This is a genomic window from Desulfurellaceae bacterium (assembly GCA_021296095.1).
In the GTDB taxonomy this organism is placed as follows: Bacteria; Desulfobacterota; Binatia; order Bin18; family Bin18; genus JAAXHF01.
In genome coordinates this window covers 53,623-75,184 of the sequence record JAGWBB010000025.1, presented here as the reverse complement: position 1 = coordinate 75,184, position 21,562 = coordinate 53,623, and the positions used below count along the sequence as shown (strand labels likewise).

At 59.4% G+C, this 21,562-nt stretch carries 23 protein-coding genes; 8 read left to right on the top strand and 15 right to left on the bottom strand.

The genetic code is table 11. The features are described from left to right. Positions 1–14 precede the first annotated feature (14 nt). Complete coding sequence (ggt, locus tag J4F42_08090; GenBank protein MCE2485458.1) at positions 15–1,775, bottom strand: gamma-glutamyltransferase; 1,761 nt, start codon at positions 1,773–1,775, stop codon at positions 15–17. A 170-nt stretch (positions 1,776–1,945) separates the two neighbouring features. Here ggt and J4F42_08085 point away from each other — a divergent pair, with 170 nt between their 5' ends. After that, positions 1,946–2,383, top strand: a complete 438-nt coding sequence (locus tag J4F42_08085; GenBank protein ID MCE2485457.1) for a single-stranded DNA-binding protein — start codon at positions 1,946–1,948, stop codon at positions 2,381–2,383. Here the strand turns inward: J4F42_08085 and J4F42_08080 are convergent. Genes J4F42_08080 through J4F42_08060 form a run of 5 tightly spaced genes read right to left on the bottom strand, consistent with a single transcriptional unit; the run spans position 2,380 to position 5,823 of the window. After that, on the bottom strand, positions 2,380–3,255 hold the full coding sequence (locus J4F42_08080; GenBank protein ID MCE2485456.1) for a MaoC family dehydratase N-terminal domain-containing protein: 876 nt from the start codon (positions 3,253–3,255) through the stop codon (positions 2,380–2,382). The genes J4F42_08085 and J4F42_08080 overlap by 4 nt on opposite strands. 8 nt (positions 3,256–3,263) lie before the next feature. Continuing rightward, the gene (radC, locus tag J4F42_08075) at positions 3,264–3,959 is read right to left on the bottom strand and encodes a DNA repair protein RadC (GenBank protein ID MCE2485455.1); all 696 of its coding nucleotides are present in this window, start codon (positions 3,957–3,959) and stop codon (positions 3,264–3,266) included. Positions 3,960–3,963: 4 nt separating this feature from the next. Then, positions 3,964–4,359, bottom strand: a complete 396-nt coding sequence (locus J4F42_08070; GenBank protein ID MCE2485454.1) for a secondary thiamine-phosphate synthase enzyme YjbQ — start codon at positions 4,357–4,359, stop codon at positions 3,964–3,966. Between the two features lie 31 nt (positions 4,360–4,390). Then, a complete protein-coding gene (locus J4F42_08065) occupies positions 4,391–5,443 on the bottom strand; it encodes a L,D-transpeptidase family protein (protein ID MCE2485453.1) in 1,053 nt (350 codons plus the stop codon). 17 nt (positions 5,444–5,460) lie between these two features. After that, a complete protein-coding gene (locus J4F42_08060) occupies positions 5,461–5,823 on the bottom strand; it encodes a hypothetical protein (GenBank protein MCE2485452.1) in 363 nt (120 codons plus the stop codon). Here J4F42_08060 and J4F42_08055 point away from each other — a divergent pair. Beyond that, positions 5,822–6,097 carry a hypothetical protein gene (locus tag J4F42_08055; protein ID MCE2485451.1) on the top strand — a complete coding sequence of 92 codons (276 nt, stop codon included), beginning with the start codon at positions 5,822–5,824 and terminating at the stop codon, positions 6,095–6,097. The two genes, J4F42_08060 and J4F42_08055, sit on opposite strands and share 2 nt — an antisense overlap. On the opposite strand, the gene J4F42_08050 is transcribed toward J4F42_08055, so the two are convergent. From J4F42_08050 to dnaA, 6 genes are all read right to left on the bottom strand, one after another. Further along, positions 6,094–6,408, bottom strand: coding sequence for a redoxin domain-containing protein (locus tag J4F42_08050; GenBank protein MCE2485450.1), 315 nt, complete (start codon positions 6,406–6,408; stop codon positions 6,094–6,096). The two genes, J4F42_08055 and J4F42_08050, sit on opposite strands and share 4 nt — an antisense overlap. 18 nt (positions 6,409–6,426) lie before the next feature. Continuing rightward, positions 6,427–6,564 (bottom strand): redoxin domain-containing protein, encoded by a 138-nt coding sequence (locus J4F42_08045; protein ID MCE2485449.1) that lies wholly within the window; start codon positions 6,562–6,564, stop codon positions 6,427–6,429. After that, entirely contained in the window at positions 6,561–9,077 is a 2,517-nt protein-coding gene (gene gyrA / locus J4F42_08040; protein ID MCE2485448.1) for a DNA gyrase subunit A, read from the bottom strand. Before gyrA ends, J4F42_08045 begins: the two co-directional genes overlap by 4 nt. 55 nt (positions 9,078–9,132) lie before the next feature. After that, entirely contained in the window at positions 9,133–11,538 is a 2,406-nt protein-coding gene (gene gyrB, locus J4F42_08035) for a DNA topoisomerase (ATP-hydrolyzing) subunit B (protein MCE2485447.1), read from the bottom strand. A gap of 137 nt (positions 11,539–11,675) precedes the next feature. Continuing rightward, positions 11,676–12,845, bottom strand: coding sequence for a DNA polymerase III subunit beta (gene dnaN, locus J4F42_08030; protein MCE2485446.1), 1,170 nt, complete (start codon positions 12,843–12,845; stop codon positions 11,676–11,678). A gap of 288 nt (positions 12,846–13,133) precedes the next feature. Next, positions 13,134–14,546 carry a chromosomal replication initiator protein DnaA gene (gene dnaA / locus J4F42_08025; GenBank protein MCE2485445.1) on the bottom strand — a complete coding sequence of 471 codons (1,413 nt, stop codon included), beginning with the start codon at positions 14,544–14,546 and terminating at the stop codon, positions 13,134–13,136. A gap of 398 nt (positions 14,547–14,944) precedes the next feature. Between dnaA and hemL the strand changes: the two genes are divergently transcribed. The 5 genes from hemL (at position 14,945) to atpE (ending at position 18,038) form a co-directional block, all read left to right on the top strand. After that, positions 14,945–16,228: a glutamate-1-semialdehyde 2,1-aminomutase gene (hemL, locus tag J4F42_08020; GenBank protein MCE2485444.1), complete on the top strand. Its 1,284-nt coding sequence runs from the start codon at positions 14,945–14,947 to the stop codon at positions 16,226–16,228. Between the two features lie 5 nt (positions 16,229–16,233). Further along, on the top strand, positions 16,234–16,473 hold the full coding sequence (locus J4F42_08015) for an AtpZ/AtpI family protein (protein ID MCE2485443.1): 240 nt from the start codon (positions 16,234–16,236) through the stop codon (positions 16,471–16,473). After that, positions 16,455–16,898, top strand: coding sequence for a hypothetical protein (locus J4F42_08010; protein MCE2485442.1), 444 nt, complete (start codon positions 16,455–16,457; stop codon positions 16,896–16,898). Before J4F42_08015 ends, J4F42_08010 begins: the two co-directional genes overlap by 19 nt. Then, positions 16,898–17,599 carry a F0F1 ATP synthase subunit A gene (atpB, locus tag J4F42_08005; GenBank protein ID MCE2485441.1) on the top strand — a complete coding sequence of 234 codons (702 nt, stop codon included), beginning with the start codon at positions 16,898–16,900 and terminating at the stop codon, positions 17,597–17,599. The genes J4F42_08010 and atpB overlap by 1 nt, the downstream gene beginning before the upstream one ends. A gap of 124 nt (positions 17,600–17,723) precedes the next feature. Beyond that, a complete protein-coding gene (gene atpE, locus J4F42_08000; protein MCE2485440.1) occupies positions 17,724–18,038 on the top strand; it encodes an ATP synthase F0 subunit C in 315 nt (104 codons plus the stop codon). Between the two features lie 57 nt (positions 18,039–18,095). Here atpE and J4F42_07995 read toward each other — a convergent pair whose 3' ends face one another. Beyond that, positions 18,096–19,499, bottom strand: a complete 1,404-nt coding sequence (locus J4F42_07995; GenBank protein ID MCE2485439.1) for an Nramp family divalent metal transporter — start codon at positions 19,497–19,499, stop codon at positions 18,096–18,098. Between the two features lie 120 nt (positions 19,500–19,619). Next, positions 19,620–20,699 (bottom strand): aspartate-semialdehyde dehydrogenase, encoded by a 1,080-nt coding sequence (gene asd, locus J4F42_07990; protein MCE2485438.1) that lies wholly within the window; start codon positions 20,697–20,699, stop codon positions 19,620–19,622. A 99-nt stretch (positions 20,700–20,798) separates the two neighbouring features. Here asd and J4F42_07985 point away from each other — a divergent pair, with 99 nt between their 5' ends. Then, positions 20,799–21,257, top strand: coding sequence for a MaoC family dehydratase N-terminal domain-containing protein (locus J4F42_07985; protein ID MCE2485437.1), 459 nt, complete (start codon positions 20,799–20,801; stop codon positions 21,255–21,257). Positions 21,258–21,266: 9 nt separating this feature from the next. Here the strand turns inward: J4F42_07985 and J4F42_07980 are convergent. Then, a partial coding sequence (locus J4F42_07980; protein ID MCE2485436.1) for a hypothetical protein occupies positions 21,267–21,562 on the bottom strand: 296 nt, incomplete at its 5' end.

Here is a 21,562-nt window from a genome sequence, read left to right as displayed (position 1 = left end):
TCTGCTCTTTCTGTTCAGAATCCACGCGGGCGACCGCCGGCGCGCGGATCGGCCACCCCGGTGATGAGACCCGAATCCGGATTGACGCCAATCGCCTGGATATTGCCGAAACGGGAGAACTTGCCCGGACCGGATTCGAGCACCCGCACGGTGTGGCCCAGCTGCTTCAGCGCGTCGACCAGGCCCTCGTCTTGCGCCCCGTCCCAGACTTCCACATCGAGCCGGTCGGGGAACCACTGATGATGAATGCGCGGCGCGAACATGGCCTGCGGCAGAGACTGCTCATAGGCCAACACCCCGAGCAGGATCTGCAACACCGAACTGATAATCCGCGATCCGCCCGGCCCGCCGACGATGAGGCGCACGCGTCCGTCGCGGGTCACGATCGTCGGCGTCATGCTGCTGAGCGGGGTTTTGCCCGGCGCCACCGCGTTAGCATCGGTTTTGCCCAACAGCCCAAAGGCATTCGGCTCGTCCGGCTGGGCGTTAAAATCGTCCATCTCGTTGTTGAGCATAATCCCGGTTCCGGGCACCATCACGCCGCTGCCAAAGAACAGGTTGACGGTCTGGGTTGTTGAAACGGCGTTGCCGGCCGCGTCAATGACCGACAGATGGGTCGTGCTGGTCGATTCAATCTTCCCCGGCGCGTCGGGAATGCCCCGACTGGAGCCGGCCTGGGCCAGATCAATGCTGGCCCGCAGCGTCCGGCTATAGTCGTCCGAGACCAGCATCTCGACCGGCACCTCAACAAAATCGCTATCGCCCAGGTAGCGCGCCCGATCTCGAAAGGCCAGCCGCAGGGTCTCGGTCAGCACATGGGTGGCGGTCGGGGTATGAAAGCCGAACTTCTGGATCGGAAAACCCGCCAGCACCTTCAGCATCTGGATGATCAGCACTCCGCCCGAGCTGGGCAGCGGCATGGCGTGGATCCGGGCATTTTGAAAGCTCCCGGACATCGGCGTCCGGGCGATGACCTGATAGCGCTCCAGGTCGGCCTGGGTGATGAGTCCGCCCCGGGTTTCCATTTCGGCCACCAGCGCCCTGGCAAGAGGACCACGATAAAAGGCGTCTTTTCCGGTGGCCGCGATCGCCCGCAGGCTGGTGGCCAGATCTTTCTGAAGCAGCAGCTCCCCTTCGCCCAGGAGGCGATCCTGCCGAAAATAGACCGCTCGGGTGGCCGGCGAGTTGCCCAGCATCTCCTCACGATAGCTCAGCGCCCGGGCCAGAAACGGATAGACCGGGAAACCGTTCTCGGCTAGACCAATCGCCGGAGCCATGACGTCGGCCAGCGGCAGGCTGCCGTGCTGTTCATGCACCTCAACGAGGCCGGCCACCAGCCCGGGTACGCCAACGGCCAGCGGGCCGGCTCGGCTCAGCGCCGGCACAGCTTTGCCGTCCCGCACAAACATGTCGCGGGTGGCTCCAAGCGGCGCCCGTTCCCGAAAGTCAAAGGCCAGGACTTTCTTATCTTGGGCCAGGTGCAGCAGCAGAAACCCGCCACCCCCAATGCCGGTTGACTGCGGGCGCGTCACACTGATCGCAAACGAGGCCGCCACCGCAGCGTCCACCGCGTTGCCGCCCTGGCGCAGCATCTTCAGGCCGGCCTCACTGGCCTGAACATTGGCGGTCACGACCATGCCCTGCCGGCCGGTCTCCACAAACGGGGTGTCTCGGGCAGGCTCAGCCCGGGCCGGAATACCGCCGAGTAGAACCCAGACGACACAACAGACCGCCCACGCCAAGCGGGTCAAAAGCGCATTCAGTAGAGTTCGCACAGTTCGCTACCCTCCATTCAGCAAAGGGGAACGATGATGACCACTCATCAGGAAGAGATCATCGTTCCCCTTCAGAGTATAGGTAAGCCCCGGCCAATCAGCAACGGACGCCGTGACTAATTGACTTGAAAAGAGGCGGTTGGTAGGCTGCCGGACAGGGGGAACACGCCATGGCTGCGGTCAATAAAGCGATTATTCTCGGTAATCTGGGCAGAGATCCAGAGGTGCGGTTTACCCAGAGCGGACGAGCGGTAGCCAACTTTCCGGTGGCCACCACAGATACCTGGATGGACCAGGAGAACGGGCGTCAGGAACGCACCGACTGGCACAATATCGTGGTCTGGGGCAAGCAGGCCGAATCCTGCGGACAGTATCTGTCCAAGGGCAGACAAGTCTATGTTGAGGGACGGATTCAGACCCGCAGTTACGACGACCGAGACGGCAACAAACGCTACGTCACCGAGATCGTTGCCCAGCGGGTCCAGTTCCTCGGCGGCGGAGGGGGCGAGGGCCGCTCCTCTGGCCAGTACGAGTCCGGTAGCGCCGGCTCAGGCGCGGGAGGCTATGAGGCGCCGCCCGTGCCGGACGACGATGATGTCCCGTTCTAGCTGATTGCTTCCGGTTTCTCAGCCGGAGCGATTTCGGCAATGCCGTCCTTCACCACCGCCTTGCCATCCGGATTGTAGGTCTCGTAGGTATACACGCTGTGCCGGCCGGCCGGTTGGGCGGGTGGCCACACGGCGGTGGTAATGGTCTGGCCCGGAAAGACGGGGCGCGAAAAACGCACCCGCAGCCGCTTCAGGCGGCTGGGCTCACGATCACACAGGTGATCAATCATCACTTTTGAGGTAAACGCCATGGTACACAGGCCATGGACGATAATGCCCGGCAGGCCGGCCATTCTGGCGATATTCTCATCGAGGTGGATGGGATTGCGGTCGCCCGAGGCCTCGGCATAGCGGTAGGTCTGATCGGGGTCAATGGACTGGGCGACGCGCAGCAGCGGCTGGGCCTGAGGGGACGGGCCAAAGGCCCCAAGACTCCTGCCCCGGCGTCGTTCGCCCCGGATGAAGGCCCCAAAACGCATGTGTTGGACGGTCTGTCCGCGTTGGTTGGTGCTGTCCACCGCCAGCGTGAACGACTCCCCGCCAGTCCTGTCCTCAATATCCATCAGGGTCGCCATGCTGGTAATGATATCACCCGACACCACGGGCAGCACAAAACGCATATCCTGCTCGGCGTGCAGGAGCCGCAGCACGTCCACGCTCAGCTCGCTATCCGTCACCACCGTCATGATCGGCAGCCAGCCCAGCACGACCCCGAACATCGGCGGGGCAAGCACGCGGTGGGACGGGTCGGGCTCAAAAAAGAGCGGGTTGTCCTCGTTGTAGGCTCTGGCGTATTTGCTCACCGCCTCGGCCGTGACGCCATAGTCCTGAGCCGGATACTGTTTGCCGATCAGCGCACGGTTGAGCCCCATCTCGTTTCCTATGCCTCCCAATACCCGTCGTCCACGAAGCTCACATAGCAGCCCTTGCCGATAATCAGATGGTCAAGGACGTGTACCCCCATGATTTCGCCAACCTGGCGTAAGCGCCGCGTAATCTGGAGATCTTCCTGACTCGGAGCCGGATCGCCGCTGGGATGGTTATGGATCAGAATCACCCCAGCCGCCGACTCCCGGACCACCGGGGTGAAGACCTCGCGCGGGTGGACCAGAGACGAGGTCAGCGAACCCTCCGAGACGCGGACATCCTTGAGCTTGCGGTTCTTGGCGTCAAGCAGCAGAACGTGGAACTCCTCTTTTTTGAGGTTGCCCAGCTGCTCCTGATAGTGATGAAAGACATCCGCCGAGGAGCGAAATGGCTGACCCTGTTTCAGCTCCTCGGCGGCAAACCGTCTGGCAATTTCCAGGCTGGCCTGGATCTGGGCGGCCTTGGCCGGGCCTATGCCTTTGACCCCACACAAGTCCCGAATGCTGGCCTCGGCAAGTCTCCGAAAAGATTCGTCAAACTGCTGGACCAGGGCTCGGCCATGATCCAGCGCGGTCTGCCCGCTGCTGGCATTCCCGGTCCGCAGAAGAATGGCCAACAGTTCGGCATTGGAGAGAGAGCCAGGACCTTTTTCGATCAGTTTTTCTCGGGGACGATCCGATTCCGGCCAGTCTTTGATTGACCGCGCCATGACTTCACGCTCGGGTCAGGGTCACAATGGCCGTCCGGTCGCGTGGTCCGTCAAAATCCACCAGCATAATGGCCTGCCAGGTGCCGAGCGCCAGGCGTCCCCGCTGGATGGGAACGGTTTCGCTTGGACCCAAAATAGTCGCTTTCAGATGCGACGCCCCGTTTTCGTCGACCTTGTCGTGCAGCCAGACGCCCTCGGGGATGAGGCCGTCGAGAACCGTGAGCAAATCCTGGCCAATCTGCGGGTCGTCGTTTTCGTTCACAATAATCGCGGCCGTGGCGTGGGGCACATAGACATGACATAGCCCGTGTTCAAGATCGGCCTGCCGGACCAACTCGGCGATTTGCCGGGTCAGATCAACCACATCGTTTTTATTCCGGGTCCGTACTTTGAGTTCCATCGTGTTTCTCAACAAAAGGGAAACGGCGATCTCATTTTCCAGGATCGGTTATCACGTTTCCCTTTCCAGGACGGTCATCATCCCAGAGCGCAGTCAGCGGCTCGGCCGTCACATCGACCGGAACGCCGGACTGCTCGCGCAGGGCTCGGAGCAGCCGGGCCGGATCGACCAGATGCGCCCAACCGCTGTCCTGCACCACGCGCTGGGCATCTGCCCACGGGTCGGCCACTAGGCCATAGATGTCGGCGTGAACCTCGACGTACACCTGACCGTGTTGCATCCCGACCTTGACCGGCTGATAGGTCAGTTCGCCGGAACTGCCGACCGGTACCAACTCGAAGAAACGCGCGATGTCTTCGGGATACAGCCGAATACAGCCGTGGGTGACCATTCTGCCGACCGCCCAGGGGTTGTTCGTGCCGTGGATGGCGTACGCACCGGACGCCTGGGACAGGCTCAGTTCCAGCCGATACTTGCCCAGCGGGTTGGCCGGCGAGCCGCCGGGAATACTGGTTTCTGACCAGCCCCTTTCCTGTATCCGTTCCTGCCGAATGGACTGGGGAATCACCCAGGTCGGGTTGGCCGTTTTGCCTCGGATCCGAAACGGCGTTTGGGGCGTCGGCCAGTCCTCCCGGCCAAGTCCGACCGGATAGGTCATTGCCAGGGCCTGGGCACCATGTTTGGCCCGAGTCGGGAAATAGTACAGGCGCATTTCCGGAATATTGACCACAATATTCACCCCGGCGGAGCGCGTTTTAGGCAGCACCCAGAAGGTCGGCAGGCGGATCTCTGATCCCACCTCGGGCAGCCAAGTGTCGACCTGGGGGTGGGCGGCGCGGAGTTCGTTGAAGCCCAGGTCAAAGTAGCGGGCGATGTCGAGCAGGGTGTCTTTGGTCTGGACGGTGTAGGTCCGCGGAGAACCAATGACTGTCTTTATCTGCCCATTTCCCTGTCCGTCGGGCAGCGTATAGGAGTAGGCCATGGTCTTTTTCTGGGCAAAGCGCGCCTCGTCCCAGGCAAAGCCGGGGTGGCCCACAAGCAAGAGACTGAGCCCCCACACCACACACAGCAGATGACGTTTCATACGCATTCGAGGGATGTTCAGTGTTTGGCCGCGGCCCGTTTCTTTGCGCTTCGCCGCGGCTTTTTCTGTTCGGCCAGGAGCCGGTCAAGCTTAAGATTCAGATTCACCAAGCTGCCCTGGAGGGTCTCCACCTGGGTCGCCAGCCTGTCGTAATCAGCCTTGGACGGGAGGTTGAGAAGCGAGAGCAGGGCGGTTATGTTCTGGTCAACTTTTTCCTTGGTTTCTGCCGCGTTCCGCAGGCTGCGATCGAGACCCTGGGCAAAAACCGGACTGGTAAGCATCTCTTCGACAAACCGGGCGAGGTTTTCCTCGCCAAGCTCATAGAGCCGTTCAAATACTGTTTTCTCTTCAGCCATTGCACCAAAAAGGACGACACACATGAATATCGAAGTCTTGCTCGGATATGTGACCGGCCTGCGGCTTCTGGGCTACGATCTCGACTATCAGGAGTTGGTTTCTACCGCTGCTTTCATTCATGTGCTTGATGCCGTCGTATGCCGGGTCTTTGCCGGTCGAAACGGCTCGTCCAAAAATCTGTGGACGCTGTACGGGCTGGTGTGTGGCGGCTGGGCGGTCCTGAGTATCATGTTTGTTCCGATTTTTCGGAAACGCTTCCAGCCAGCCGGGCCCGGGCGCCCGGCCGGGCAGGCTTAGCCACACTGCTGCAAGCAGGCTTTGATCTCATCAAGGTCGGGCAGGGTGCCCGGGTCATCGTTCAGCCAGGCGTACTGGATCACACCGTTTTTGTCGATCACAAAAGCCGTCCGTTTGGCCACCCCTTTGAACACCAGTAGCTCAGGATAGAGAGAGTCATAGGTGGCGGCAACCTCTTTATTGAAGTCGCTCAGCAGGGGGAACTCATAGCCCTCTTTGGCGGCCCAGGCGTCCAAGGAAAACGGGCTGTCAACGCTGACGCCGACAACCTGCGTGTCATCGTTCTGGAAACTGGCGATATTGGCTTGCACGGAGCCAAACTCGTTTGTTCACCCTCCGGTAAAGGCCAGGGGAACAAAGAGCAGGACCACGTTTTTCTTGCCCTTGTGTTCGCTCAGGGTGAAATCCTGCATTTTGCTCGTCTTGAGGGTGAAATCCGGGGCAGCTTGCCCAACCTGTACGCTCATACGTCCTCCTGTGTAGTGCGTACGGTCTGTTCGGCAGACCGTACGCCATTTTCGATCTGTTCCCTGTCCTCTTCTTCGTCTTCGGCCAGCAGGGCGAGACTGACGACCCGCTCTTGAGGGTCAATATCAAACAGCCGAACCCCCTGGGTGTTGCGGCCGATGGTGCGCAACTCCCGCAGGCGTAGCCGGATCACCCGTCCGCTATCGGTGATCAGCATCAGGTGATCCTCGTCGGTCACCTCCCGCACACCAATAACTTCGCCCGTCTTGTCGGTCGTCCGTATGGTGATGACCCCCTTGCCGGCCCGCGATTGGAGGCGGTAGGCGTCCATACTGCTCCGCTTGCCATAGCCCAGAGACGAAACCGTCAGCAGGCTTTCGTCCGGGTTCAGCACGGCCAGGGACACCACCTCGTCGTCCGCCTCCAAACTGATGCCTTTTACCCCTCGGGTACTCCGCCCGGTTGGACGGACATCCCGCTCGGAAAAACGGATGGCTTGGCCCTGGCGGGTTGACAGCAGGATTTCCTGCTCGGCATGGGTTAGCCGCACGCCAATGACTTCGTCTCCGTTCTCCAGGGATATGGCGATAATGCCGCCCGGGCGCGGGTGGGCGTAGGCCATCAGATCGGTCTTTTTGATCAAGCCGTTTCGGGTGGCAAAGACGAGGCGGGCGTCGTCTTTGAACTCGCGCACGGGCAGAAAGGCTGAGATCTTTTCCCCGTCGCCGAGTGGCAGCAGGTTGACGATGGCCTTGCCTTTTGAGGCCCGACCAGCCTGCGGAATCTCGTGGACCTTAATCCAATAGACTCGCCCTAAAGAGGTGAACACCAGCAGATAGGCGTGGGTCGAGCACACAAACAGGTGTTCGACAAAATCTTCGTCCCGCGTGGTTGCCGCTACAATACCACGTCCGCCACGACGCTGTGAGCGATACAGCGAAGCCGCCGTCCGCTTGATATAGCCGGCGTGGGAGATAGTGACGACCATGTCTTCTTCGGCAATCAGGTCTTCGACAGACAGGTCGGCGCTGGCGGCAAGAATCTCGGTGCGGCGGGCGTCGCCGAAGCGCGTCTTGAGGTCTTGTAACTCCTGGCTGATGAGCGCGTTGATTTCACCTGGATCGGCCAAAATGTGTTCCAGTTGCCGGATCAAACCAGCTGTCTCGGTGTACTCGTTGATGATTTTTCCCTGCTCCAGCTGGGTCAGGCGCTGTAAGCGCATATCCAGGATAGCCTGAGCCTGGACCTCGCTCAGCACAAAGCGGGTGGTGAGCTGATGACGGACACTGGACGGACTATCGCCGGCGCGGATGAGTCGGATTACCGCGTCGAGGTTGTCCAAGGCGATTTTCAGTCCGTCGAGCAGGTGCAGACGGTCCTGGGCTTTGGCCAAGGTAAAAGCGGTCCGGCGCCGCACCACGTCCCGACGATGGTTCAAAAAATGGACGAGGCTGTGTTTGAGGGTCAGCAGTTGTGGGCGCTCATTAACAATGGCCAGCAGAATCACCCCAAACGAGTCCTGCATGGGGGTCATCTTGTAGAGCTGGTTGAGGACGATATCGGGAACGACGTCCTTTTTCAGCTCAATGACAATCCGCATTCCCTCGCGATCCGACTCGTCACGCAGATCGGAGATACCCTCAATGCGCTTCTCGTTGACGAGGTCGGCAATGCGTTCGATCAGGCGCGCTTTATTGACCTGAAACGGGATTTCCTCAACAATAATGCTGTTCTTACCCGTTCGATCATTTTCCTCAACCGATGTCCGGGCTCGCATCTGGATAATGCCTTTGCCGGTTTCATACGCTTCACGGATGCCTGTCAGACCGTGAATAAACCCGCCGGTGGGGAAATCCGGCCCGCGGATATATTGCATGAGCTGAGCGCTGCTCAGGGTCGGGTCAGCCAGCAGAGCCACGAGCGCGTCGACCACCTCGCCCAGATTATGCGGCGGGATATTGGTCGACATGCCGACCGCAATGCCCGACGAGCCGTTGATGAGCAGGTTGGGCAGCTTGGCCGGCAGAACGCTTGGCTCTTGGCTTGAGTCGTCATAATTGGCGATAAAATCGACCGTGTCCCGATCCAGGTCGGTCAGCAGTTCCGCAGCCATGCGGGTCATGCGGATTTCGGTATAGCGCATGGCTGCGGGCGGGTCGCCATCAATCGAGCCGAAGTTCCCCTGACCGTCAACCAATGGGTAGCGCAGCGAGAAGTCCTGCGCCATGCGTACGATGGTATCGTAGACTGCGGTGTCCCCGTGCGGATGGTATTTGCCGATCACATCGCCGACAATGCGGGCCGATTTCTTATACGGCCGGTTCCAGTCGTTGGCCAGGTCGGACATGGCGTACAACACGCGGCGATGCACCGGCTTGAGACCGTCCCGGACATCGGGCAGGGCGCGGCCAATGATGACGCTCATGGCGTAGTCCATATAGGACTGACGCATCTCTTGTTCGATGTTGACGAAAGGCGGACGATGATCTCTTCCTGATGAGGTGGTCGTCATCGTTCACCTTTCCTGGGACGGTGCGCTTCTTCCATGACAGTCGGAAAGCTTGGGATCAGATATCGAGGTTTTTGGCCGCCAGGGCGTTTTCTTGAATGAATCGCCGTCGGGGTTCGACCTCGTCGCCCATCAGTGTAGCGAAGATTTCGTCTGCCTCATAGGCATCCTCAATCCGGACCTGGAGCAGACGCCGGGTGTCGGGATTCATGGTCGTTTCCCACAGCTGTTCGGGGTTCATCTCGCCCAAACCCTTATAGCGCTGAATTTCGGTTCCCTGGCGGGAACGAGACAGGATGTAGTCAACAATATAGCGCTGCTGGGCCAGGGGGTGCTCTTCGTCTTTGTGGACCACGACAAACGGCGCCTGTCCGATCACTCGCAGTTGCTCAAGCAGGCGGCCGATCTCCTGGACCTCGGGAAAGTGCAGAAAATCGCCGTCAATGACGGTTCGGATGCCCGATCCATTGAGCTTGGCGGTGGCAATAATGCGGGAGCCGCCAAGCGTGGGGTCGGTCTCAATCGAAAAAGAGACCGGAATAAGGTCGGGAAAGTGGTGGCGGGCAAACGACTCGGCCGCCCGACAGATCTCGGTCAAGCGGGGTGTATCGGTCAGCACCGCTGGGGAAAGACGGGATTGAGTGAGCAGGGCACGCACAAGCCGGACATCTTTGTGCTTACGTTCAACCATCTCGAACAGCTTCTCGCAGCGCAGGAACGTCCCGATCCACTCCTTCAGCCCCTCCCCCGATAAGGGTCCGACCCGGACGTTTTCAATTCCCAGATCAATCAAAAATTCATCCAGGGCTGTCTCGTCCTTCAGGTAGCGCTCGGTTTTGCCTCTTTTGACCCGATACAGGGGCGGCTGGGCGATGTAAATGTGGCCGTTTTCAATCAACCCCGGCATCTGGCGGTAGAAGAAGGTCAGCAGCAGGGTCCGTATATGCGAGCCGTCCACGTCCGCATCAGTCATGATGATGACGGTATGGTAGCGCAGTTTAGACAGGTCGGTTTCCTCTTTTCCGACGCCCGCCCCGAGCGCAGTGATCAACAGCCGGATTTCCTGGGAGGAGAGCATTTTATCGAAGCGGGACTTTTCGACGTTCAGGATCTTGCCCCGGAGGGGCAGGATGGCCTGGGTCCGGCGGTCGCGGCCCTGTTTGGCCGAGCCACCGGCCGAATCGCCCTCAACAAAATAGATCTCGCTCAGCGAGGGGTCGCGTTCCTGACAGTCGGCCAGTTTACCGGGTAGGGAACCAGAATCCAGGGCGCCTTTTCGTCGGGTCAGATCCCGCGCTTTGCGAGCCGCCTCTCGGGCGCGGGACGCCTCTATGCACTTGTGAATGATTCGCTTGGCCTCGTTCGGATGCTCTTCAAAGTAAATGCCCAGCTTTTCGTTGAGCAGGGTCTCGACAAAGCCCTTGATATCGCTATTGCCCAGCTTTGTTTTGGTCTGGCCTTCGAACTGCGGCTCAGACACTTTGATACTGATGACGGCTGTCAGTCCTTCGCGGATATCTTCGCCCTGAACGGGTGATGCCTGGGTTGCCCCTGCTTTGAGCAGGCCGTTGGCCGCGGCATAGGAGTTGATCGTGCGGGTCAAGGCCGATTTCAGGCCGCTGAGGTGCGTACCGCCCTCAATCGTGTTGATATTATTGGCAAAGGTGTAGACGTTCTCGGTATAGCCCTCGTTCCACTGCAGGGCAATCTCGGCTTCGGCCATGCCTTTCCTACCGGTCAGGTAAATCACCTCGGAGTGAAGCGGCTTCTTGGCCACCCCCAGATGCTCGACAAACGACACAATCCCACCCTGGTAGTGGAAATCATGACGTTTTTGATCGCGTTCGTCCTCAATCGCAATGTACAGGCCGCCGTTCAAAAAGGCCAATTCCCGCAGCCGCTGGGAAAGCACGTCGAAGCTGAATTCCGAGACCTCGAAGATGAGCGGGTCGGGCTTGAAGGTCACCCGGGTACCGCTGGTTTCAACGCGGCCGCTTTCTCGGAGTGGCGTTATCGGCTCACCGCGCCGGTACTCCTGGGTGTAGACTTTTCCGTGCCGCTTGATCTCGACTTCCAGCGATTCCGACAGGGCGTTGACCACGGAAACGCCCACTCCGTGTAGCCCGCCCGAGACTTTATACGCGCTGGAGTCAAATTTTCCACCCGCGTGCAGCTTAGTCAGCACCACCTCAGCTGCGGAAATTCCCTCGGTGGGATGAATCTCGGTCGGAATCCCCCGGCCGTCATCCTCGACGGTGAGACTATTATCAATGTGAATGGCGACTCGAATATGGGTACAATGCCCGGCAAGCGCTTCGTCCACGGAGTTATCAACTACTTCAAAGACCAGATGGTGGAGACCGCGGACTGAGGTATCTCCAATGTACATCCCCGGCCGTTTGCGAACCGCCTCCAAACCGGCCAGGACCTTGATATGGCCAGCCCCGTATTCTTGTTCGAGCATGCACTCTCCAGACTGATCGCCAGAGCAGAAAAACGCTTATTTTCTGGCTGTTTTCTCGCTGGAAGGTTATCATTTTCTGGCTGTGAAGTAAACTCACAGGCCGCACAAAAGAGAGATTTTAAAACGTTTTTGTAAAATTAAAATATGCGCATCGGCATGATCACATACGAGAAGTCCTGATCCTTGACCGTTCTGAGCAGACCCGGACTCATATCATCCTTGAGCGACAGCGTAATCTGTTGGCCTTCCTCCATAACGGTCAGGGCTTCCACCAGGTAGCGGCCGTTAAAGCCAACGGCGATATTCTCTCCACTGTAGTCTGTGGCGATCTCCTCCACCCCCTCTCCAAGGTCGGGGGTATTGACCGAGATTTCGACCTTCCCGGCTTCGATCTGGAGCTTGATCCCGCGCGAGCGTTCGGTGGTCAGAATCAACAATCGCCGCAGCGCGCTCAACAACTCCTCGCGGGAGAAGGCAATCAGGAAATTGTGCTCGGTCGGTAGAATCTGCTGGTAATCCGGGAATTCGCCCTCAACCAGCCGCATCGACAGCGCGGTGGCCTCTTTGCGGAGCCCTGCGGTCGTGGCCTGCAAAGAGAAGCTGGCCTCGCCCTCACCCCGTTCCAGAATCTTGCGGGCTTCAAGCAGCCCCTTGCGGGGCAGAATGACCTTGGGCCAAGCCGCTGGCTCGGTGATCGTGGCCTGGCGTTCGATGAGGGACAAACGATGACCGTCACTGGCCACCATACGCAGCTTTCCCGAATCCAGGGCCTCGACATACACCCCGCTCAGATTGAGCCGGGTTTCATCCGGCGAGGTGGCAAACAGCGTCTTCTCAATCATTTCGCGCAGGACTTCGCTGGGGCACGACGCCGGGCTGAGACTCGCCCCGTCGGCCTCGTCCTGGACGATGGCCGGAAACTCTTTGGGATCGAGGCTGGCCATCCGAAACCGGGATTTTCCGCTGCTGACCTCGACCCAGCCACTTCCGGCCGAGCGCAGAACAATGACGGTTGGATCGGAAGAGCTGCCACCCACACTCGGTAACTCACGGACGATTTCATACAGCTTGCGAGCATCGGTGGTAATAGAGCCACGCTTCTTGACCTGCGCTCGGCAGTGCTGTCGAATCCCAATCTCCAAATCTGTGGCCCGAAGCGACAAGGCAGTATCCTCAGCCTCGGCCTGCTCGCCGTTTGATTCAATTAAGACATGGGCGAGAATGGGCAGCGAAGAGCGTTTCTCCACCACTCCTTGGACCAAGTATAAACAGCGCAGCAGCTCGTCTTTTTCCACCAGACATTCCATACCGGCTTCCTCTGGGCTTGGGGTGTATTGGGGGTTCTCTCTTCTCTCTTTCTATAGAATATATAAGACTAGTAGTAGTAGGGGGCTGTGAATATGTGGATAACTCACTGAAGTCATTGATTTATAAAGAGAAGTTATTCACACCCCCTGTGGATAAGTCAGCCACTTATTCACACCCCCCCCTCAAGTTATCCACACCCCCCCTCAAGTTATCCACAGCTTATCCACAGGGTTATCCACAGGCTGACGCATTGTTCAGGCGGCTGAGAGCAGGATCCAGATCGGGCATCAGGGCTGGTCCTTGACGTGCTGGCTGTAGATCGTGCTTTCAATTCGGTCCAGGATGGCGCGGAGTTCTTCGTCGTGTTTGAGCCGTTTTTCGATTGTATTGCAGGCGTATAAGGCGGTGGTGTGATCTTTGCCGCCAAACCGAATGCCAATCGTCGGGTAGGAGGCATTCGCCAGCTTGCGGCACAGGTACATGGAAACCTGACGTGGAAAAGCGACCAGTTTAGTCCGTTTTTTGGAAATCAGGTCATTGACCCGGATGCCAAAGTATTTGGCAATGGCCTGCTGGACCATTTCGATTGTCACCTTCGGGCCCTTCTCCTTGACGAGGTTATGCAACACCTGACGGGCAAAATCGACGGTAATCGGCGTTGCATTCATGCTTGACAGGGCACCGAGTCGATTGAGACCGCCTTCCAACTCGCGCACGTTGGCGGTGACGTTTGAGGCAATGAACAGCGCCACCTCGGACGAAATCTGGATTTTCCGGGCTTGGGCCTTTTTTTGCAAAATCGCCACCCGGGTTTCCAGGTCGGGCGGTTGAATATCGGTAATCAGACCCGACTCGAACCGGTTGCGCAGTCGCTCTTCCAGCCCCTGAATCTCATTCGGAAACTTATCCGAGGTGATCACAATTTGTTTGTGTGATTCGTGTAAAGTGTTGAAAGTATGAAAGAATTCCTCTTGGGTGCGCTCTCGTCCAGACATAAACTGGACGTCGTCGACAATCAGCACATCGGCTTGGCGGAACTTATTTTTGAAGTCGTCCATCCGGTCCCGACGGATGTGCGAAATCAGCTCATTGGTGAAAGACTCGGAGGACAGATAAAACACGCTGCTACGGCCCTGCCTGACGAGGCTTTCATGCCCGATGGCATTGATCAGGTGGGTTTTACCCAGCCCCACTCCGCCATAGATGAACAGCGGGTTGTAGTGATTGCCGGGATGATCAGCCACCGCCCGGGCCGCAGCATGGGCGAACTGGTTCCCGCCTCCGACCACAAAGCTGGAGAAGGTAAAGTTCTGCAGCAGCCCGCTTTTCTTGGGAGGACGACCTTTGCTTTTGGTGGGCGTTTCCGGTTTGGAAGCTGGCTTGGCGCGCCGCTTGGTACCTGTACCTTGCGCCACCGCCTGGGTCGGCGCGTCGTCGGCCGGAAACAGCTCGCCCTGCTGACCGCTGTGAACGTGGATCGCAACCTGTGCCGTCTGGCCGAGGACAGAGGCCAGCGAGGCTTCAAGCGGTTCAAGAAGATTGTTGAGGAGCCATTCACGGAAAAGCGGACTCGGTACTTCCAGGTGAAAGGTGTCTCCTCGCAGTCCAATCGGACGGGCCGGTTTCAGCCAGGTCTCGGTGTTGGTCTTCCCAATCTTTTCCTCAACAACGTCCAGTACGTTTTCCCACACCCGATCCATACCTCATACTCGTCCCAAGTCTTACGGCGAGTTATCCACACCTGTGAATAACTCGCTAAATCCTCATTCCAAGAAGGATTTTTCCACCCTTTCCACAGGCTTTTCCACACGCTTCTCTCCCCTCTTCTTTTCCTCCATCCCAGCGGAACCTGGCTCAAGAAGCCATAGGGATGCGAAGCAAAGGAGAAGACCATCTTTTACAACATATCTGTTCGAGAAAGAGAGAGTGCGTCCGGTGTCGCACCACGGTGTGTAGACGTTTTTGATGAGAAATACAAGGAACGCGGTGTCAGGGTCTGAAAAGTCACTGATTTTCCAGCACAATATTTTTTTACCTTGACGCGCCAGACGGCCGGTGCTAGCACGGGGTAACCTATCGTGAGGTTGGAAAACGCGCTATGTCCACGTCAGATAAGCTTTTTCGCCAAGCCCAGGAAATCATACCTGGCGGAGTCAACAGTCCGGTGCGCGCCTGGCGGGCGGTAGACGGCACGCCGCGCTTTATCCAGCGTGGTCGTGGCTGTCGTGTGGTTGACGCGGATGGCAAAGAGTACATCGATTATATCGGCTCGTGGGGCCCGCTGATTGCCGGCCATGCCCACCCTCAGGTCGTGCGCGCCCTTGAAGACACGGTCAAACGCGGAACAAGTTTTGGCGCACCGACTGCCAAAGAGATTGAGCTGGCGCGAATGGTCGTCGATGCCGTTCCGTCGGTTGACACGGTCCGCCTGACCTCGTCCGGCACCGAGGCGACGATGACGGCCCTGCGGATTGCCAGGGGCTATACGGAACGGACCAAGATCATCAAGTTCGCCGGCTGTTACCACGGCCATACCGACGCCCTGCTGGTCCGAGCCGGGTCGGGCGCCCTGACCCTAAGTCTGCCTGACAGCAAAGGCGTGCCCGAAGCCTTTGCCAGCCAAACCCTGATCGCCGAGTACAATAATCTGGCCAGCGTTGAGGCCCAGCTCAGCGCCAACCCCGACACGGTTGCCGCGGTCATTATCGAACCCGTTGCCGGCAATATGGGCGTGGTACTGCCCGATCCGAATTTCCTGGCCGAGCTGCGACGGCTGACTGCCGAGGCCGGGGTGGTCCTCATCTTTGACGAGGTCATGAGCGGGTTTCGCCTGGCACGCGGCGGCGCCCAGGAACTGTACGGGATAGACCCCGATCTGAGCTGTTTTGGCAAGGTGATCGGGGGCGGTCTGCCGCTGGCTGCGGTCGGCGGCAGGCGGGACATCATGGACTGTCTCGCTCCGCTCGGACCGGTCTACCAGGCCGGAACCCTATCGGGAAACCCCTTGGCGGTCACAGCCGGTATTGAAACGCTCAAGCTCATGAACGCTCCAGGCGCGTACGAACGCTTGAACGAAAGCGGCAGCCGTCTGGCAGACGGATTACGCAAAGCTGTTCGAGACGCCGGCGTCCAGGCCTGCGTCAACCAGCTCGGCTCAATGATCACCGTCTTCTTTGGCGTTGAGCAGGTCCGCGATTACACCAGCGCCGTCAGCTGCGACACGGCGATGTTTGCCCGCTATTTTCACGGCATGCTCGAACGTGGCATTTATCTCCCGCCCTCCCAGTTCGAGGCGGCCTTTGTGTCCCTGGCCCACGGTGAGGCCGAGATTGACGAAACCGTCTTTGCCGCCACACAAGTCATGCAGCAACTCGGCTCGTGATTGGTATGGCCTGTAACTCCACGCTTCTGACCTACGGCAGATATGGCGCCCTGGGCTTTGAGTTTGCCGGGGCGGTGCTGGCCGGCATTTTCCTCGGGCGCTACCTCGACAGCCTGTGGGGGACCGCCCCCGTGTTGCTGGTTCTTGGCGCGGTCTGCGGGATGGCCGGAGCGCTGTACCGCCTGATTGTGGTTCTCCAGCACCTGTCTGGGCCAAAAGAGGAAACGTGTCCTCCAACCACATGAGCCCTGTTGACACGTTTCCTCTTTTGCGCATGCAGACCAGCCCCACCACGATAGAAAAGATTGAGCGGCTGAACCTCGTGCTGATCGGCCTGGGGGCTGGGCTGAGCTGGCTGCTCGGATATGGGCATGGGCTGAGCCTCCTGCTGGGCGGGGCTGTCATGCACGGCAATTTCTGGTTGCTCAAAAAGCTTGTCCGTAGCCTGCTGTCGGCCCCCTCCCAGGGCGAGCCCAGCCGCTCGCGCGCCGCCGTCTGGTTTGTGGCCAAGGGCCTGTTTTTTCTGGGGCTATTGAGCGCCCTGCTGCTACGCTACCCGGTCCACGGACAGAGCTTTGCGGTTGGGGTGTCTTTACTGCTGCTGGCCTGCGTGATAGTTGGCCTGTCCGAACCGCGAACCGAAACTCAAGATCTGGTGGAAAAGCACTAATGGAACACCACCCGTTTACCTGGGTCTCCGCCATTCCCGGACTGAATATTCTACCCGGGCACATTGCGACCTCCCTCCTGATAACCGGTCTGCTCATTTTCCTGGCCTACCGGGCCAAGCGGCAGATGGAGGCCGCCCCAGACCCCAATATCCCGGATGATTCGCTCAGCCTGCGCAACATGGCCGAGCTGCTGGTCGAGGGCGTGTCGGGTATGGCCGAGGGCATCCTGGGACACCAGGCGCGGCGCTATGTGCATCTCTACGGCAGCTTTTTTCTCTTCATTCTGGCTGCCAATCTGAGCGGTCTGGTGCCGGGCTTTTTGCCGCCGACGAGCAATTTCAACGTCACCCTCGCCCTCGGAATATTGTCGTTCACGGCCTACAATTTCTTCGCCTTTCGAGAACAGGGCCTGGCCTATTTGAAGCACTTCGTGGGGCCGATCTGGTGGCTGGGCTTTCTGATGGTGCCTCTGGAGTTGATTGACAATTTTGTCCGACCCTTTTCCCTGGGCCTGCGCCTGTTCGGCAATATGACCGGCGACCATGTGGTGCTGGAGATCTTCACCGATCTGACCAAGATCGGTGTCCCGGTCGTGTTCTATGGCCTCGGGGCGTTTGTGTCCCTGGTCCAGGCCTTTGTCTTTACTCTGCTCAGCATGGTTTACGTGTCGCTGGCCGTGGCCCATGACGAGCATCACTAGGACGGAAGAGGAAAAAACAGCATACCCAACAGCCATCCCGGGGGAGAGGGGCGAGGACGGGTGAGGAGGACAAGAGAGGCGTGCCCAGGTCTCTGCCGTTGGGAGGCAAGAAAGGAGTAGAGGTATGAAGAAAGTATGGTTGACTGGGGCGTTTGCCCTGCTCATGCTGCTCGCAACGAGCGGTGCGGCACTCGCTGCGGATGGGGGCGACACCTCGCGCGGCATGATTGCCCTGGCCGCCGGCCTGGCGATCGGCGTTGCTGCGGTTGGCGCGGGTCTGGGCCAGGGCCGGGCCGTTGCTGCGGCGATGGAGTCCATCGGTCGCAACCCAAACTCGGCCGACCGGATTCAGACACCGATGATCATCGGTATCGCTTTCATGGAGGCGCTGGCGATTTACGCCCTGGTGATCGCGTTTACCCTGTCGGGTAGCGTCTAAGTCGGCATGTGACCACGGGCGACCTACGGGTCGCCCGTTTTGGTTTGGGGAGAGGCGCTAGACAAACAGGCGTTGCACCAGCACCACAACCGAGACCAGCGCAAATATGATGTAGAAGGCGCTGATCATCCCTAGCATCGTACAGCGTAGCGGGCCGGGCCGCAGGGCGGCCGGCAACCGGGTGCGATTCAGGACCAGGGCCAGCGGCGTGTAGATGGCCATGGCAATCCCGCCGAAAAAAGCCGAGCCCAGCAGGAACAGGATAGGCGGCAGACTCTCGTAGACATAGGTCAGCACGATGCCGACCACAATCCAGGCCACGGCAATTGTGCCGTACCACCAGCTGAGCGGTTTTTTCTGAGCCCAGGCGTAATTGGTATGCAGAATATCTGCGCATGACCGGGCTACCCCATCAATCAGGGTCAGCTGGGTGCTGAACAGACACGCGGTGCCGACCAGCAGAAACACCAGCCTCCCGAACGAGCCCCACAAACTGCCCAGCATTTCCGCCTCCTGCCACACCAGCAGCTCCTGGTTGGGGACAATGCCGCGGGGATGAAGCACGGCCAACGCCCCATAGATAAACAGCACAATCGTGAAGGTGTTCAGCAGCCAGAAAAAGAGCACCTGGTCGAGCTGCAGATGCCGGAACCAGGCCCGCCAGCGCTGCATATTGTCAGCGTCGGTGGTGATCTGAAACGCGCGCTCGGCCGTTGTTTCCTGACGCTGGCGCAGCGGGTTGAGCACTTTCGGCACCAGGCTGCCCATCCCCCAGCCCTTGTCACGGATATAAAAGGAGAAGAACAGATTGGCGGTTCCCCCGGCCCCGGCAAACACGACCGAAGAGAACAGGGCGTACAAGGCCATATCCGGGTCTTTGTACGGAATGTTCAGGATGCCTTTACCCAAGTCTTTCCAGGTCGCCGCATCGCCGACCGAAAACGCCAGCGCAACCAGCCCCAGGGTAATCAACACCACCAGGACTTCAACCGTATGCTCCAGCGAGGCGTACACCCGCTTTGGCCCAAACAGCACCAAGGCCACCCCGACAAAGGTAATCGTCGTCCACATCCAGGGGTCTCCCCAGCCCTGAGGGCCGACAATCAGAACTTTGAGCGCCCCACCACACGCCCGCGCCCAGCCGGGCAGAATCCAGCTGCACACATTCAGCACCAGGAAGATCCAGGCAAAATGGCGGGATATCCGCGCAAAGCCGCCGTAAATACTTTCGCCCGTGGCCAGGGTATAGCGGCCGACCTCGCAGTTGATCCACAGCTGAACAAATACCCCCAGCACGGCCGCCCAGGTCATACTGGCGCCGAACTGGGCGGTATTGCGCGGCCAGACGATCAGCTCACCGGCCCCAATAGACAGACCGACCAAGACCGCGCCGGGTCCGGCCAGCTGCCAGAAGCCGGCCGTCTTGGGAGGCAGGTCTGCGGGTTGGTAGGCTGGCGGCATGGGGGAGGGGAAGAAAAGTCAAGAGGCAAAGGTCAAAACGCAAAAGTCTGTTTGACCTGATTGCTGGAAAGAGGAAACGTGTCATCCTTATTCATACGGCTGGACGACACGTTTCCTCTTTCAGACATAGCCCTGCTGGTGGAGATACTCGGCCATCAACACCGCCCCCTTGGCCGCCCCCATTTTGGTATTATGGCTGACCAGCAGGTATTTGACCCCGTTGTCCAGGGCGCTGTCGGCCCGAAACCGGCCGGCTGAGGTCGCCATGCCGTCTTCGGCGTCGCGGTCCAGGCGAGGTTGAGGCCGGAACGGGTCGTCGTGGACGATAATCATGTGCTTGGGCGCCGAAGGCAGGCCGAGGCTGATGAACTCCTGGCCAAAGGCGATCATGGCCGCCCGCGCGTCGTCCACCGAGCACGGCTTGTCCATCACGGCCAGGACCGATTCGGTATGGCCCTCCAGCACGGCCACCCGGGTGCAGGTGGCGCTGACCGAAAAATCCGCCGGCGTGATGGCGCCGGCCGACAGGCGGCCCAGGATCTTCTGGGCTTCCTTTTCCACCTTTTCCTCTTCACCCGAAATGAAGGGGATGATGTTATCCACTACGTCCAGCCCGATGACGCCGGGTGAGCGTCCGGCTCCGGACAGGCCCTGCATCGAGGTCATGACGACTTTTTGCAGGCCAAAGGTGTCGAACAGGGGTTTGAGCGTAATCGCCAGGCCAATCGTGGTGCAGTTGGGTTGGGTCGCAATATAGCCCTGCCAGCCGCGGTTTTTCCGCTGGGTGTCGATCAGGTGGATATGGTCGAGGTTGAGGCCCGGGATCAGGAGTGGCACGTCCGCCTCATAGCGGAAGGCCGAAGCGGCACTGACGACCGGCGTGGTGGCGGCGTACAGCGGTTCGAGTTCCCGGGCCGGGCCGGACTCGACAGCCGAGAAGACCAGATCAATGTCGCTCAGATCAACCGCCGCCGCCTCGTGGACCACCAGCGACAGCATCTGTTGTGGTGGCTCTTCCTGGCACCACCACTGCCGAGCGCCGGTCTTGGGGTCCCGAATCGCCTCGGCATAGGTTTTCCCCGCCGACCGCTGTGAGGCGGCCAGCAGACCGACCTCAAACCAGGGATGATTCTCGAGGGCAACCAGAAATTGTTGTCCGGCAATGCCCGTGGCTCCGACCACAGCAACACGCTTTTTCATAGGCTTGTAATAAGCGGCAGCCGGGTGTTTTTGTCAACTCCCGGCCGCTTGACTTCCCCTCCCGAAGCTATGACACTTGCGGCTCGGAAAGGAGGGGCCATGGCCGTTGAGTATTATGAACAGTACGAGTTGGGGGCCGAGTACGAGACCGCCGCCCGGACGGTGACGGAAACCGACATCGTCACCTTCGTCAACCTGTTTGGCTTCACCGAGCCGCTGTTCATCGACATGGAATTTGTCAAGCAGCAGAGCCTGTTTGGCAGCCGGATTGCTCCGGGCGCGTTCACCTTTGGGCTGTCAGAGGGCCTGATGATTCAGGCTGGCCTGGCCCGGGGCGGCCTGGCCCTGCTGGGCATCGAAGACATGCAGGTGCCGGCGCCACTGCGTTGCGGGGATACGGTCCGGGTCAAGATCAGGGTCGTCTCCAAGCGGGAAACGAGCAAGCCTGACCGGGGCGTCGTCACCTTTGAGCAGCAGGTGTTGAACACCACGGATGAAGTCTTGCTGCGCTATACGGTCAAGCGGATGATTCGACGCCGACCGCCGGCTGATCGCTGAGCGTCCTCCTCAAATTCCCGGCACCAAGGGGACATCAAGAAAAGGGCAGCCGGCGAACAGGACGGCCAGCGCGACTGTGAGCAGGACAAAGAAAAGTTCCTCTTTGCGCATGGATTTGTTCCTTGGTTTTTTGGTAAAGATAACAGAATGGAATCGCAAATCACCGCCATGTGGGCGCAGGTCGGCGTGGGGTTGTTGCAATGCCTGCTGATTGCCGGAGGCTTGTGGCTGATGAGCCGGGCCGGCGCACGGCGCGACCGCCAGCTTGATCTGATGGAGACCGCCCAGCGCGAGCAAGCCGAACG

Coding starts and splice junctions, on each gene's coding strand:
- J4F42_08045 (MCE2485449.1), bottom strand. CDS start 6,564: ATGAGCGTACAGGTTGGGCAAGCTGCCCCGGATTTCACCCTCAAGACG.
- asd (MCE2485438.1), bottom strand. CDS start 20,699: ATGAAAAAGCGTGTTGCTGTGGTCGGAGCCACGGGCATTGCCGGACAA.
- J4F42_08080 (MCE2485456.1), bottom strand. CDS start 3,255: ATGGGGCTCAACCGTGCGCTGATCGGCAAACAGTATCCGGCTCAGGAC.
- hemL (MCE2485444.1), top strand. CDS start 14,945: ATGTCCACGTCAGATAAGCTTTTTCGCCAAGCCCAGGAAATCATACCT.
- gyrB (MCE2485447.1), bottom strand. CDS start 11,538: ATGCTCGAACAAGAATACGGGGCTGGCCATATCAAGGTCCTGGCCGGT.
- J4F42_08070 (MCE2485454.1), bottom strand. CDS start 4,359: ATGGAACTCAAAGTACGGACCCGGAATAAAAACGATGTGGTTGATCTG.
- J4F42_08085 (MCE2485457.1), top strand. CDS start 1,946: ATGGCTGCGGTCAATAAAGCGATTATTCTCGGTAATCTGGGCAGAGAT.
- J4F42_07985 (MCE2485437.1), top strand. CDS start 20,799: ATGGCCGTTGAGTATTATGAACAGTACGAGTTGGGGGCCGAGTACGAG.
- J4F42_08060 (MCE2485452.1), bottom strand. CDS start 5,823: ATGTGTGTCGTCCTTTTTGGTGCAATGGCTGAAGAGAAAACAGTATTT.
- dnaA (MCE2485445.1), bottom strand. CDS start 14,546: ATGGATCGGGTGTGGGAAAACGTACTGGACGTTGTTGAGGAAAAGATT.
- J4F42_07995 (MCE2485439.1), bottom strand. CDS start 19,499: ATGCCGCCAGCCTACCAACCCGCAGACCTGCCTCCCAAGACGGCCGGC.
- radC (MCE2485455.1), bottom strand. CDS start 3,959: ATGGCGCGGTCAATCAAAGACTGGCCGGAATCGGATCGTCCCCGAGAA.
- atpE (MCE2485440.1), top strand. CDS start 17,724: ATGAAGAAAGTATGGTTGACTGGGGCGTTTGCCCTGCTCATGCTGCTC.
- J4F42_08015 (MCE2485443.1), top strand. CDS start 16,234: ATGGCCTGTAACTCCACGCTTCTGACCTACGGCAGATATGGCGCCCTG.
- J4F42_08055 (MCE2485451.1), top strand. CDS start 5,822: ATGAATATCGAAGTCTTGCTCGGATATGTGACCGGCCTGCGGCTTCTG.
- dnaN (MCE2485446.1), bottom strand. CDS start 12,845: ATGGAATGTCTGGTGGAAAAAGACGAGCTGCTGCGCTGTTTATACTTG.
- atpB (MCE2485441.1), top strand. CDS start 16,898: ATGGAACACCACCCGTTTACCTGGGTCTCCGCCATTCCCGGACTGAAT.
- J4F42_08065 (MCE2485453.1), bottom strand. CDS start 5,443: ATGAAACGTCATCTGCTGTGTGTGGTGTGGGGGCTCAGTCTCTTGCTT.
- gyrA (MCE2485448.1), bottom strand. CDS start 9,077: ATGACGACCACCTCATCAGGAAGAGATCATCGTCCGCCTTTCGTCAAC.